The organism is Streptomyces sp. NPDC001339, from assembly GCF_042895955.1.
In the GTDB taxonomy this organism is placed as follows: Bacteria; Actinomycetota; Actinomycetes; order Streptomycetales; family Streptomycetaceae; genus Streptomyces.
The window spans coordinates 612,418-624,452 of record NZ_JBIAWT010000007.1; the positions used below are offsets into that span (position 1 = coordinate 612,418).

Genomic DNA, 12,035 nt, shown 5'->3' on the forward strand with positions numbered 1-12,035 from the left:
CCGGGTCGTAAGTGAGCTGCGCCCTATGCGCGGCGTCACACCGCCGAAGGGGCCGTCTCGCCAGACGTAATTGCGATTGCACAGTCCGTAGAGGTCAGATCTCCACCATGACCTGGTCAAGAGACTTTCGGACCAAATCGGGCACTTCGCACTCCGGGGCGGGGTACCCCACCGGAATCACCGCGAACGCCTTCTCGTTGGCGGGCCGTTGGAGCACCTCCTGGAGGAAGCGCATCGGGCTCGGCGTGTGCACCAGGGCCGCCAGCCCCGACAGGTGCAGCGCGGTCAGCAGCATGCCGACCGCGATCCCCACGGACTCGTCCACGTAATAGTGCTTGCGCTTGCTGCCGTCCGGGCCCAGCCAGTGCCGCTGCTGGAAGGCCACGATCAGCTGCGGCGCGTCCGTCAGATGCGGTTTGACCTCGTCCGTCCCCAGTGGCCGCAGTGCCGCCAGCCACTCCTCGCCCAGCCGCCCGTCGTAGGAGACCTGCTCCTCCGCCTCCGCCGCCGCCCTGATCCGGCGGCGCACCTCGGGGTCCTTGACCAGGACGAACGTCCACGGTTGCTGATGTGCCCCGGACGGTGCGGTGGCCGCACAGGCGATCGCGTCCCTGACCACCTGCTCCGGCACCGGGTCGGAGGCGAACTGGCGGACCGTACGCCGCCGGCTCATCCGCTCCCGCAGCTCGGCGGCGCGGGCCAGCGACTCGGCCGGGGGCATCCGTTCGGGCCGGTACGGCACCGGCCGGTAGGGCTCGCCGTGGGTCGGCGTCCAGCTCCTCGTTGAATGCGTCATGCATCGAGTCTGGGACCCGGTCCGGCGGCAGGGGCGCGGATCGCCGAATCCGTGCCGGTTCGCCGCCCTCGGCTCGCTTCTCATGTCGCCGCCGCCTCGCCTATCCATGCATAAGGACATGAACCGGACAATCCGGCATTTCGGGCATTCTTGAAATAAGGGTTTGAATAGTACGTAATCGCATGTGCGGTCATCGTCGAATGCGCCCCTGCGAAAGGCGCCCCCTATATAAGGAGCGTCTTTCCCATACGAGGGTGGATAGGAGAAAAACCTGGAATTACGCAATAGGGGCAAAACCCTCCGCGCCCAGGGCGTTCGGCCTAGGCCGGGGGACGTAGGCGGCAGGCGTCGCCGGACCGATACGCGCAGGTCACACCGCCGGTACGGTGAAGCCATGAGCAATGGACCGGGAGCCGGGATCCCCGCGGTGAGTACCGCGATCCTGGCGATGAGCAGGCATCTGGAGGTGCGCGACGTCCTCAAGACGATCGTGGCCTCGGCCCGCGAGCTGCTGGACGCCGAGTACGCCGCCCTGGGGGTGCCCGACGACCACGGCGGCTTCGCCCAGTTCGTCGTCGACGGCGTCAGCGCCGAGCAGTGGAAGGCCATCGGCCCGCTGCCCCGCCAGCACGGCATCCTCGCCGCGATGCTGCACAACGCCACCCCCGAACGGCTCGCCGACGTCCGTGAGGACCCCCGCTTCGGCGGCTGGCCCGCGGCCCACCCGGACATGTCCGACTTCCTCGGCCTGCCGGTCGCCGACGGCGATGAGATCCTCGGCGCCCTCTTCCTGGCCAACAAACGCCACCGGGGCGGAGACAGCCCGGCCGACAAAGGCAGCCCGGCCGGCAAACGCAGCTGCGAGGAGGGCGGCCGCTGCGGCTTCACCGAGGACGACGAGCGCCTCCTGGGCATCCTCGCCCAGCATGCCGCCATCGCCCTGACCAACGCCCGCCTCTACGAGCGCAGCCGCGAGCTGACCATAGCCGGTGAGCGCGCCCGGCTCGCCCACGAACTGCACGACGCGGTCTCCCAGAAGCTCTTCTCGCTCCGGCTGACCGCCCAGGCCGCGACCGCCCTGGTCGACCGCGACCCGGCCCGCGCCAAGGACGAGCTCCACCAGGTCGCCGCGCTCGCCGCGGAGGCCGCCGACGAACTGCGCGCCGCCGTTGTCGAGCTGCGTCCCGCCGCCCTGGACGAGGACGGTCTGGTCGCCACCCTGCGCTCCCAGGTCCAGGTCCTCGACCGGGCCCACTCGGCCCGGGTCACCTTCGCGGCCCACGGGGTGCGGGCGCTGCCCGCCGCCCAGGAGGAGGCCGTCCTCCGGGTCGCCCAGGAGGCCCTGCACAACGCCCTGCGGCACTCGGACGCCGCACGCGTGGAGGTCACCCTCTCCCGTAACGGCCAGGGAGCGCTGCTGCGCATCGCCGACGACGGCCGCGGCTTCGACCCGGGAACGGTCCGCCGGGCCGGCCGTCACCTCGGACTGGTGTCGATGCACGACCGAGCCAGTGGCGTCGGCGGCACACTCACCGTGGAATCGGAGCCCGGCAAGGGCACCGCTGTGGAGATGGAGGTGCCCGGTGGCTGACACCGGATCTGTCCGCGTACTGCTCGTCGACGACCACCAGGTCGTCCGCCGGGGGCTGCGCACCTTCCTGGAGGTCCAGGACGACATCGAGGTGGTGGGGGAGGCCTCCGATGGGGCCGAGGGTATCGCCGCCGCCGAGCAACTGCGCCCGGACGTCGTCCTGATGGACGTCAAGATGCCCGGCATGGACGGCATCGAGGCGCTCCGCAAACTGCGTGAACTGGACAACCCCGCCCGGGTGCTGGTGGTGACCAGCTTCACCGAACAGCGCACCGTCGTCCCGGCGCTGCGCGCCGGCGCGGCCGGCTACGTCTACAAGGACATCGATCCGGAGGCGCTGGCCACCGCGATCCGCTCCGTGCACGCCGGGCATGTCCTGCTGCAGCCCGAGGTGGCCGGGGCGCTGCTCTCCCAGGACGAGGGCAACGGCGGCCAGGGGCGCGGCACTTCGCTCACCGAGCGGGAGAGCGAGGTGCTCGGGCTGATCGCGGACGGCCGCTCCAACCGGGAGATCGCCCGTGCGCTGGTGCTGTCCGAGAAGACCGTCAAGACCCATGTCTCCAACATCCTCATGAAGCTCGACCTCGCTGACCGTACCCAGGCCGCACTCTGGGCCGTACGGCACGGAATCGGGGCTTGAGCAGGGCTTGAGCAGGGCCCTGATCGGGTCCTGAGCGGGGGCGGACGCGGGCTGGACCGGGGCCTGGCCGTGAGGTCCGACGGTCCTCACGTACGACAATGCGTCAAGCCGAACGTCGACTTCCGATCAGAGATTCATACTGTCGTGTAGCCATAGCCCGTTTGGCGTATCCCTCCTCGCGCCGGGCCGTTGTCCAGGGCAGTCGTGGCGGCTGGTCACGGCAACGGCAATGAGGAGCAAGAGAAGTGAAGAACATCAAGCGCGCAGCGGCCGTCACTCTCGCGGCGAGCGGCCTCGCCCTCGCGGGCGCCGGCGTCGCTTCGGCCCACACCGCGGACACCGTCGGCCAGGCGGCAGGCTCCCCGGGCACCCTCTCCGGCAACAACGTGCAGGCGCCGGTGAACGCCCCCGTGAACGCCACCGGGAACAGCGCCAACATCGTCGGCCTGCTCAACCCCGCCTTCGGTCAGGCGAGCGACAACAGCGCCCAGAACGGCGTGCAGGGCCAGGCCGCGGGTTCCCCGGGCGTCGGCTCCGGCAACAACGTGCAGGCGCCGGTGAACATCCCCGCGAACGTCACCGGGAACACCATCAACGCCATCGGCGTGGGCAACCCCGCCTTCGCCAACGGCAGCACCAACGGCTGAGGCACCCGACGACCGTCATCTGCCATCTGCGGCCCCGCGCCGCCGCGTAAGGAACTCACACTCACATCATGAACACTGTCAAGAAGGCCGCCCTCGTCGTTGCCGGTGCCGGTCTGGCCCTCGGCGCCGCCACCGGATCCGCGTTCGCCCACGACGGCGCGGACGCCAATGGCAAGGCCGTCAGCTCGCCCGGCATCGGCTCGGGCAACCTCGTTCAGGCGCCGGTGCACGTCCCCGTGAACGCCACCGGCAACACCGCCACTGTCATCGGTGCACTCAACCCCACCTTTGACAACACCAGCTCGAACGGCTGAAGTTGTCCGAGCCGGGGTGAACAGCTCGCCCTGCCCAGGGCTGTTCGGCCCCTCTCGGCTACGGCCCCGTCGGAGACCACACAATGGTCCGGCGGGGCCCGCCTCGTTGTTCCCGCCCTGCGCCCCCTGTTCTCTTCCTCGGCCCCGCTTCACCTCACCCCTTCACCGCCTCACCCCCGGTGCCGTTCCCGCTCCTCCGCCGCGGAGTTGTACGCCGCCACCTGCGCCCGCCGGGCCGTACGCTCCACCGGCCGCAGCGCCTCCGCGCGGGCCGCGATCTCCGATGAGCTCACCGCTCCGCCGTGCTCCCCGTCACCACCCGCGGCGTGTGCGATCCCGATCAGCGCGCCGACCCGCTGCGCCAGCTCCAGCACCCGCACCGCCCGTGGCGGATATCCCGGAGCGAGCACCTGCCGCCCGGCCTCCGCCCGCGCCCGGTACGCCTCCAGCGCCGCCTCCGCCACCGGACCGGACCCGGCCACATCCAGCTTCGAGAGCACCTCGGTCGCCTCCCGTAGCGCCTCCGCCAGCTCCCGCTCCGCCTCGCCCAGCGACGGCACATCGGCCGGCGGCGCCTCCCGCACCGGCAGGCAGCGCCAGACCACCTCCACATGCACATCCGGCGCGGCCCCGCCCTCCGGCCCGGCCTCGTACGTCTCGGGGACCAGCCCCAGCCCGGCGCCCGTCGCGAGCACCGCCTCCCCGGCCTCCAGCGCCCGGGCGTTGAATTCCGGCGGCCCGCACAGCCCCAGCGGATGCCCCGGCACCGGCAGCGCCACCCGCAGGCCGGTCGCCCCCAGCGCCCGCAGCCGTCCCAGCGCGAGCGTCAGCCCGACCGGCGCGCCCTCCCCGGGCAGGCCCTCCACGCGGTGCACCGCACCGTCGTCCGTGATCCGGTGCACGGCGTCATCAGGTGAGACAAGTCCGGCAATCAGGGCATTTCCCCATGCTGCCAGGCGGCCTGAACGAGGTTCATTGAGCATGCTCCCCAGCCTAGGGAACAGCACTGACAATGAGTGGCGTAGGTTTGCTGAGGGGCTGCGCCTACCGGTGCAGGCGACGACCGAGATGCAATGGGAGACAACGCGCTCATGAGCGATGTGCTGGAGCTGGTGGACGTATCCGTGGTCCGCGATGGACGGGCTCTGGTGGACAAGGTCTCCTGGTCGGTGAAGGAGGGGGAGCGCTGGGTGATCCTCGGCCCCAACGGCGCCGGCAAGACCACCCTGCTGAACGTCGCCTCCAGCTACCTCTTCCCGACCAAGGGCTCCGCCACGATCCTCGGCGAGCAGCTGGGCAAGGTCGACGTCTTCGACCTCCGCCCGCGCATCGGCGTCGCCGGTATCGCGCTCGCCGACAAGCTGCCGCGCAGCCAGACCGTCCTGGAGACCGTGCTCACCGCCGCGTACGGCATGACCGCGCACTGGCAGGAGAACTACGAGGACATCGACGAGCAGCGCGCCCGCGCCTTCCTCGACCGCCTCGGCATGAACGACTACCTCGACCGGAAGTTCGGCACCCTCTCCGAGGGCGAGCGCAAGCGGACCCTGATCGCCCGCGCGATGATGACCGACCCCGAGCTGCTCCTGCTGGACGAGCCGGCCGCCGGCCTCGACCTCGGCGGCCGTGAGGACCTGGTGCGCCGCCTCGGCCGCCTCGCCCGCGACCCGTTCGCCCCCTCGATGCTCATGGTCACCCACCACGTCGAGGAGATCGCCCCCGGCTTCACCCACGTCCTGATGATCCGTCAGGGCAAGGTGCTGGCCGCCGGGCCGATCGACCTGGAACTGACCTCGAGCAACCTCTCGCACTGCTTCGGTCTGCCGCTGGTCGTCGAGCGGACCGGCGACCGCTGGACCGCGCAGGGCCTCCCGCTGGCCTGAGCCGCACCCACCTCCTTGCCCGCCACTGACCGGTCGTGCCCTGTCCCGGGCAGCCGCACGGATCTACCATGAAGCCGTGGATCCATGGGTGTGGTGGCTGATCGCCGCCGTAGGACTGGGTATTCCTCTCGTCGTGACCGCGATGCCCGAATTCGGGATGTTCGCGGTCGGTGCCGTCGCCGGTGCCGTCACCGCAGCGCTCGGTGGCGGCACCGTTCCGCAAATCCTGGTGTTCGCCGCCGTGTCGGTGGCGCTGATCGCCGTCGTACGCCCCATCGCCAACCGCCACCGCAGCCAGAGTCCCCGGCTCGCGTCCGGCGTCGACGCGCTGAAGGGCAGAACCGCCACGGTCGTGGAGCGGATCGACGCAGGTGCGGGCGGCCGCATCAAGCTCGCCGGCGAGATCTGGTCCGCCCGCGCCCTGGAGAGCGGACGGATCTACGAACCCGGCCAGGAAGTGGACGTCGTCGAGATCGACGGCGCCACCGCCGTCGTCATCTGACCCGGCATCCGCCGTATCTGACCTGAACACGCTGCGCGACGAGCCGCAACCTGAAAGACTGATCAACGGCAAACAGTCGGCCGCCGGCCGGCACGGACAGCAACGAAGGGCACGGGAGCCGCTGTGGAACCGATCATCATCGTCCTGATCATCCTCGTGGTACTCGTCTTCGTCGCACTCATCAAGACGATCCAGGTCATCCCCCAGGCGAGCGCCGCCATCGTCGAACGCTTCGGCCGCTATACGAGAACGCTGAACGCGGGACTGAACATCGTCGTCCCGTTCATCGACACCATCCGCAACCGCATCGACCTCCGCGAGCAGGTCGTGCCGTTCCCGCCACAGCCGGTGATCACCCAGGACAACCTGGTCGTGAACATCGACACCGTCATCTACTACCAGGTGACGGACGCACGCGCCGCGACGTACGAGGTCGCCAGCTACATCCAGGCCATCGAGCAGCTCACCGTCACCACGCTCCGCAACATCATCGGCGGTATGGACCTCGAACGGACCCTGACCTCCCGCGAGGAGATCAACGCGGCGCTGCGCGGCGTCCTCGACGAGGCCACCGGCAAGTGGGGCATCCGCGTCAACCGCGTCGAGCTCAAGGCCATCGAGCCGCCGACCTCCATCCAGGACTCGATGGAGAAGCAGATGCGTGCCGACCGTGACAAGCGCGCCGCCATTCTCCAGGCCGAAGGTGTCCGTCAGTCCCAGATCCTGACCGCCGAGGGTGAGAAGCAGTCCGCGATCCTGCGGGCCGAGGGTGAGTCCAAGGCCGCCGCGCTGCGGGCCGAGGGTGAGGCCCAGGCGATCCGTACGGTCTTCGAGTCCATCCACGCCGGCGACCCGGACCAGAAGCTGCTCTCCTACCAGTACCTCCAGATGCTCCCGAAGATCGCCGAGGGCGACGCCAACAAGCTCTGGATCGTGCCCAGCGAGATCGGCGACGCCCTCAAGGGCCTCGGCGGCGCCATCGGCAACATCGCCCCGTCGGCCGGCGGCGGCTCCACCCCCAAGACCAGCACGACGAAGCGCGAAGCCCCGCCGATCGACTGATCCGGAAGCCCCCTCCCGCGCACCGTGCCCCCTGGTGCATGATCGGCAGGACCGTTCCTGCCGATCATGCACGGAGGAGCCCGTATGACCCTCTGGGAAGCCGTCGCCGTCCTCGCCGCGGGGGTCGGCGCCGGCACCATCAACACCATCGTCGGGTCCGGGACCCTCGTCACCTTCCCGGTGCTGCTCGCCTTCGGACTGCCACCCGTCACGGCCAATGTCTCCAACACCCTGGGCCTGGTGCCCGGTTCTCTCAGCGGCGCCTTCGGGTACCGCCGTGAACTCGCCGGCCAGCGCCGCCGTCTGCTGCGCTTCGGCACCGCCGCCCTCCTCGGCGGCCTGGGCGGCGCGATCCTGCTGCTGGCGCTGCCACCCGAGGCGTTCGCCATAGTCGTCCCGGCGCTGATCGCGGTCGCGCTCGTCCTCGTCGTCGCCCAGCCCACGCTCTCCGCCAGGCTCCGCGCCCGCCGGGAGAGCAACGGCACCACCGCCCACCCCGACGGCGGTCCCCTCCTGCTCCTCGGCCTGCTGCTCGCCAGCGCCTACGGCGGCTACTTCGGCGCCGCCCAGGGCGTGATCTACATGTCCCTCATGGGCCTGCTGCTCCACGAGGACCTGCAGCGCCTCAACGCACTCAAGAACGTCCTCGTCGGGGGCGTCAACGCCGTCGCGGCGGTCTTCTTCCTCTTCGTCGCCACCTTCGACTGGGCCGCGGTCGGCCTGATCGCCCTCGGCTCCACTCTCGGCGGCCTGCTCGGCGCGAAGATCGGCCGCCGGCTGCCGCCCGCTGCCCTGCGCGCCGTGATCGTCGTCGTCGGCCTGCTGGCCATCGTCAAACTCCTCCTGGAATAGAAGGAGTTCAACGACGGCCCCGCGCCACGGTCCATGACCGGCCGGAGCGCAGGCCGTCTACGCCGCCGGCAGCGCCAGCCAGTCCGGCAGCCCGTCCCGTACGGTCACCCCCAGGGTCGACAGCAGCGCGTCCGCCGGCGTCGGCTCGAACGGCCGCCGCAGCAGCCGCATCCCCGCCTGTTCGGGCGTACGGTCCGCTTTGCGGTGGTTGTCCTCCGCGCACGAGGCGACGGTATTCAGCCAGGTGTCCCCACCCCCGCGCGACCGCGGTACGACGTGATCCACGGTCGTCGCCCGGCGCCCGCAGTATGCGCACCGGTGCTGGTCACGCACCAGCACACCCCGCCGCGACCAGGGCGCCCGTCTTCGGAACGGCACCCGTACGTACCGGCTCAACCTGATCACCTGCGGCACCGGGACGTCCACCGACGCGGCGCGGATCCGCAGCCCCGGGTGCGCGTGCTCGACAACGGCCTTGTCCTGCATGACCAGCACCACCGCCCGCCGCAGCGACACCGTCGCCAGCGGCTCGAAGCTCGCGTTCAGCACCAGCGTCTCGCGCATCCTGTCCACCTCCCGGACCCGCTCCGCCCCCGTGGCGAAGTTGCTCCACTGTGCAGCGCCAGGTATTCCCCGAACAACGCAATTTCCGCATGCCACAAGGGAAATGGAGCATGATCGCAAGGTGAAGACGAGGTGATCCGGCGGCACCCCGCACATCGGGACAGGGCACAAAGAGACAGGGCAGAAGACGGCGCAAAACGTCACAAGACGGCACGAGGAGGCAGGGCACAAAGAAATCGCTCCGGGTCCCACCCCCGTGAACATCTGAGACCCGGAGCGACGACAGCCGACGAGGACACCCGACACGAGGACGGGCTCCGGCAAACGGGGGACGACACACCTGCGCCCCGCCGCTTCCGCCACTGCGGTACCAGCTGCCCGACGCCCTGATGAGGGGGCGGCGGCTCGGGTACCACTCTGCGTGCGAGAAGCGCCGGGGCGCAACGGAATTTCCGGGCTCAGCCCGCGGCCGGCACCTCGTACTCGGCGATCAGCTGGGCCCGCCCGACGGCGTGGAACCGCAGATGGAACCCCACCACCGCGGGCGAGACGTCCGCGTCCGGACCGAGTTTCTCCTGGTCCACCGCGTACACAGTGAACACATAGCGGTGCGGACCGTCCCCGGGCGGCGGCGCCGCACCCCCGAAGTCCCGCGTCCCGTAGTCGTTGCGGACATGGACGGCACCCTCGGGCAGCCCCTTCATGTCCCCGGAACCGGAACCGGCCGGCAACTCCGTCACCGACGCCGGAATGTCGAACAGCACCCAGTGCCAGAAGCCACTGCCCGTCGGCGCGTCCGGGTCGTAGCAGGTGACGGCGTAGCTCTTCGTCCCCGCGGGAGCCCCCTCCCACCGCAGCTGCGGCGAACGGTTCCCCTGGGCGAAGACCTGCTCCGGACGGAGCGTCCCGCCCGGCTCCACCTCATCGCTCGACACCGCGAACTCCGGCACCGGCGGATGGAAATCGTGCGGGAGCGGCCGCCGCTTCAGCTCGGACACTGCAACACCTCCTGGTCGCTGGCTGACACTCTGTCGGGCCAGGTTAGGGCCTGTCTCTCCGATCCACGCAGAAGGGGAGAGGCAGGCCCTGGTGCAGTCCTAGAGCCAGTTCCGCTTCCCGCCGACCTCGGCCAGCCACTGGTTGAGGTACGCCGCCCAGTCGGTCCCCTCGAAGTCGTTCAGCCCCACCGTGAACGACCGGTAGGTGTCCGAGCCCTCGGAGAACAGCCCCGGCTTCTTGTCCATCTCCAGGACGACGTCCATCTCCCGGTCGTCCGCCACGAAGGACAGCTCGACCTGGTTCAGCCCCCGGTACTGCGGCGGGGCGTGGAACTCGATCTCCTGGTAGAACGGCAGCCGCTGCCGCGTCCCCCGGATGTGCCCCTGCTCCAGGTCGGCGGCCTTGAAGCGGAACCCGAGCCGCCCGAACGCGTCCAGAATCGCCTGCTGCGCCGGCAGCGGATGCACGTTCACCGGATCGAGGTCCGTGGAGTCCACCGCCCGCGCGATCGCCAGCTCGGTCGTCACCCCGACACTCATCCCGGACAGGTGCGCCCCCAGGAACGTGGTGACCGGTGTCTCCCAGGGGATCTCCAGCCCGAACGGCACGGTGTGCGTCGCCCCCTGCTGCACCTGGAACGCGCCGCCCAGCTGCACCTTGGTGAACTCGACGTTCCGCTTGTACTCCTCGTCGCCGCGCTCCACCTCGACCCGCGCCTGCAACCCCACGGACAGTTTCTGGATGTCCTGGGCCACCGACCCGCCCTGGATCCGTACCTCACCCTGCACGACCCCACCCGGGACGACGTTCTCCTCGAAGAGGACCGTCTCCACCGACGCGCCCCCGGCGCCCAGGCTCGCCAGCAGCTTCTTGAATCCCATGCTCGTCCTCCCCAGGCCCAGCGCCTGTGCTCATCGACTTGCCTACCGGGATTTCCTCCCGGTACGGAGCGCATCGCTTCCCATGACGCGCTCCGCGCGCAGTGCCCGCGGCAGTGCGCTCCCCTGCGCCAGTGCTGTCCACGACCGTGGAATCGCGCAGGCCGGTTCCACGGCCCACACCTTCCCAACCCCGACGCCCTCCTGGCCAGCCGCCACCCGTGTCCGCTCCACTACCCTCGGGCCGCATGACCGACGTACCGGAACGAATGCCGCTCAGCCGCGACTTCTTCGCTCGTCCCGTCGCGGAAGTGGCCCCTGACCTGCTGGGCCGCACGCTCGTACGCAACACCCCCGACGGCCCGATCGAACTCCGGCTGACCGAGGTCGAGGCGTACGACGGCGAGAACGACCCCGGCTCCCACGCCTACCGGGGCCGCACCGCACGCAACGCGACCATGTTCGGCCCGCCCGGCCATGCGTACGTCTACTTCATCTACGGCATGTGGTTCAGCCTCAACGCGGTCTGCTGCCCGGAAGGCCAGGCCAGCGGGGTCCTCCTGCGCGCCGGCGAGATCCTCACCGGCGCCTCCCTGGCCGCTGCCCGCCGTCCCAAGGCGCGCACGGCCACCGAACTCGCAAAGGGCCCGGCCCGCCTGGCCACCGCCCTCGATATCGACCGAAGCCTCGACGGCGCGGATCTGTGCCTGGGCGGCTCCGCCCCGCTCACCCTGCTGCACGGTGCCCCGCCCGCCCCTGAACTGGTGCGCAACGGCCCGCGCACCGGCGTCGGCGGAGACGGCGCCGACCACCCCTGGCGCTACTGGATCAACGGTGACCCGACCGTCAGCCCGTACCGCAGGCACGTCCCCCGACGCCGCGCCACCAGCACAACTTGACTCTGTATGGTCAACCGCCTAACGTGGCCCGAGCCGCTGGAGACGGGCAGCGCTATCTGCGCAGACCGCCGGGCGGCGAAAACCCACTACTTCTCACGCCTCTCCCTGACGGGTCTTCTTCGGCGATGCCCGAAATTCGACTCGTCGGCTCGATTATGAGTCGCCAGGGAAAGCCGCTAAAGTAGTGACCGCCGAAAGGGCAGCGAATAATCCGCTCCGAGGCAAACCTTCCGACGAAAATCGGAGCCGGATCCGAAGAGAATCCGGATCTGCTAAAGTCGGAATCGCGAAGGGGCCGGAAGGCCGAATCGCAACCGGCGAAAATCGGAGCCGCGAGGGTCTGATAGAGTCGGAAACGCAAGACCGAAGGGAAGCGCCCGGAGGAAGCCTGAGAGGGTGGCCGAAGGA

14 protein-coding genes are annotated in these 12,035 nt (G+C 70.0%); 9 read left to right on the top strand and 5 right to left on the bottom strand.

From position 1 onward, the window contains the following. Nucleotides 1-94: 94 nt before the first annotated feature. Nucleotides 95-796, bottom strand: coding sequence for a nitroreductase family protein (locus ACFY12_RS23585; RefSeq protein WP_390717827.1), 702 nt, complete (start codon nucleotides 794-796; stop codon nucleotides 95-97). Nucleotides 797-1,190: 394 nt separating this feature from the next. Here ACFY12_RS23585 and ACFY12_RS23590 point away from each other — a divergent pair, with 394 nt between their 5' ends. The 4 genes from ACFY12_RS23590 to ACFY12_RS23605 all read left to right on the top strand — a co-directional run bounded on the left by ACFY12_RS23590 (nucleotide 1,191) and on the right by ACFY12_RS23605 (nucleotide 3,988). After that, on the top strand, nucleotides 1,191-2,387 hold the full coding sequence (locus ACFY12_RS23590; RefSeq protein WP_390717828.1) for a GAF domain-containing sensor histidine kinase: 1,197 nt from the start codon (nucleotides 1,191-1,193) through the stop codon (nucleotides 2,385-2,387). Next, nucleotides 2,380-3,027 carry a response regulator transcription factor gene (locus tag ACFY12_RS23595; RefSeq protein ID WP_066932634.1) on the top strand — a complete coding sequence of 216 codons (648 nt, stop codon included), beginning with the start codon at nucleotides 2,380-2,382 and terminating at the stop codon, nucleotides 3,025-3,027. Before ACFY12_RS23590 ends, ACFY12_RS23595 begins: the two co-directional genes overlap by 8 nt. Nucleotides 3,028-3,272: 245 nt before the next feature. Further along, nucleotides 3,273-3,674, top strand: coding sequence for a chaplin (locus ACFY12_RS23600; protein WP_390717829.1), 402 nt, complete (start codon nucleotides 3,273-3,275; stop codon nucleotides 3,672-3,674). A gap of 68 nt (nucleotides 3,675-3,742) precedes the next feature. Beyond that, nucleotides 3,743-3,988, top strand: coding sequence for a chaplin (locus ACFY12_RS23605; RefSeq protein WP_390717830.1), 246 nt, complete (start codon nucleotides 3,743-3,745; stop codon nucleotides 3,986-3,988). 170 nt (nucleotides 3,989-4,158) lie between these two features. Here ACFY12_RS23605 and ACFY12_RS23610 read toward each other — a convergent pair whose 3' ends face one another. Further along, nucleotides 4,159-4,971, bottom strand: coding sequence for a hypothetical protein (locus ACFY12_RS23610; protein WP_390717831.1), 813 nt, complete (start codon nucleotides 4,969-4,971; stop codon nucleotides 4,159-4,161). 90 nt (nucleotides 4,972-5,061) lie between these two features. On the opposite strand from ACFY12_RS23610, the gene ACFY12_RS23615 reads away from it, so the two are divergent. The 4 genes from ACFY12_RS23615 (at nucleotide 5,062) to ACFY12_RS23630 (ending at nucleotide 8,287) form a co-directional block, all read left to right on the top strand. Beyond that, nucleotides 5,062-5,871 carry an ABC transporter ATP-binding protein gene (locus tag ACFY12_RS23615; RefSeq protein WP_390717832.1) on the top strand — a complete coding sequence of 270 codons (810 nt, stop codon included), beginning with the start codon at nucleotides 5,062-5,064 and terminating at the stop codon, nucleotides 5,869-5,871. 88 nt (nucleotides 5,872-5,959) lie between these two features. Then, a complete protein-coding gene (locus ACFY12_RS23620) occupies nucleotides 5,960-6,373 on the top strand; it encodes an NfeD family protein (RefSeq protein WP_390717874.1) in 414 nt (137 codons plus the stop codon). 123 nt (nucleotides 6,374-6,496) lie between these two features. Continuing rightward, nucleotides 6,497-7,435, top strand: coding sequence for an SPFH domain-containing protein (locus ACFY12_RS23625; RefSeq protein ID WP_390717833.1), 939 nt, complete (start codon nucleotides 6,497-6,499; stop codon nucleotides 7,433-7,435). An 84-nt stretch (nucleotides 7,436-7,519) separates the two neighbouring features. Next, entirely contained in the window at nucleotides 7,520-8,287 is a 768-nt protein-coding gene (locus tag ACFY12_RS23630) for a sulfite exporter TauE/SafE family protein (RefSeq protein ID WP_390717834.1), read from the top strand. 57 nt (nucleotides 8,288-8,344) lie between these two features. Here the strand turns inward: ACFY12_RS23630 and ACFY12_RS23635 are convergent, their stop codons facing one another. From ACFY12_RS23635 to ACFY12_RS23645, 3 genes are all read right to left on the bottom strand, one after another. Beyond that, the gene (locus ACFY12_RS23635; RefSeq protein ID WP_390717835.1) at nucleotides 8,345-8,851 is read right to left on the bottom strand and encodes an HNH endonuclease; all 507 of its coding nucleotides are present in this window, start codon (nucleotides 8,849-8,851) and stop codon (nucleotides 8,345-8,347) included. Nucleotides 8,852-9,309: 458 nt separating this feature from the next. Continuing rightward, a complete protein-coding gene (locus ACFY12_RS23640) occupies nucleotides 9,310-9,849 on the bottom strand; it encodes a YbhB/YbcL family Raf kinase inhibitor-like protein (RefSeq protein WP_390717836.1) in 540 nt (179 codons plus the stop codon). A gap of 99 nt (nucleotides 9,850-9,948) precedes the next feature. After that, complete coding sequence (locus ACFY12_RS23645) at nucleotides 9,949-10,731, bottom strand: sporulation protein (protein WP_390717837.1); 783 nt, start codon at nucleotides 10,729-10,731, stop codon at nucleotides 9,949-9,951. 245 nt (nucleotides 10,732-10,976) lie between these two features. On the opposite strand from ACFY12_RS23645, the gene ACFY12_RS23650 reads away from it, so the two are divergent. Beyond that, nucleotides 10,977-11,627 carry a DNA-3-methyladenine glycosylase gene (locus tag ACFY12_RS23650; RefSeq protein WP_390717838.1) on the top strand — a complete coding sequence of 217 codons (651 nt, stop codon included), beginning with the start codon at nucleotides 10,977-10,979 and terminating at the stop codon, nucleotides 11,625-11,627. The last annotated feature ends 408 nt before the right edge of the window (nucleotides 11,628-12,035 follow it).

Excerpts from the sequence above, each read along its gene's own strand:
- ACFY12_RS23645 (WP_390717837.1), bottom strand. The coding sequence starts at position 10,731 with ATGGGATTCAAGAAGCTGCTGGCGAGCCTGGGCGCCGGGGGCGCGTCG.
- ACFY12_RS23585 (WP_390717827.1), bottom strand. The coding sequence starts at position 796 with ATGACGCATTCAACGAGGAGCTGGACGCCGACCCACGGCGAGCCCTAC.
- ACFY12_RS23605 (WP_390717830.1), top strand. The coding sequence starts at position 3,743 with ATGAACACTGTCAAGAAGGCCGCCCTCGTCGTTGCCGGTGCCGGTCTG.
- ACFY12_RS23650 (WP_390717838.1), top strand. The coding sequence starts at position 10,977 with ATGACCGACGTACCGGAACGAATGCCGCTCAGCCGCGACTTCTTCGCT.
- ACFY12_RS23630 (WP_390717834.1), top strand. The coding sequence starts at position 7,520 with ATGACCCTCTGGGAAGCCGTCGCCGTCCTCGCCGCGGGGGTCGGCGCC.
- ACFY12_RS23635 (WP_390717835.1), bottom strand. The coding sequence starts at position 8,851 with ATGCGCGAGACGCTGGTGCTGAACGCGAGCTTCGAGCCGCTGGCGACG.
- ACFY12_RS23615 (WP_390717832.1), top strand. The coding sequence starts at position 5,062 with ATGGGAGACAACGCGCTCATGAGCGATGTGCTGGAGCTGGTGGACGTA.
- ACFY12_RS23590 (WP_390717828.1), top strand. The coding sequence starts at position 1,191 with ATGAGCAATGGACCGGGAGCCGGGATCCCCGCGGTGAGTACCGCGATC.
- ACFY12_RS23610 (WP_390717831.1), bottom strand. The coding sequence starts at position 4,971 with ATGCTCAATGAACCTCGTTCAGGCCGCCTGGCAGCATGGGGAAATGCC.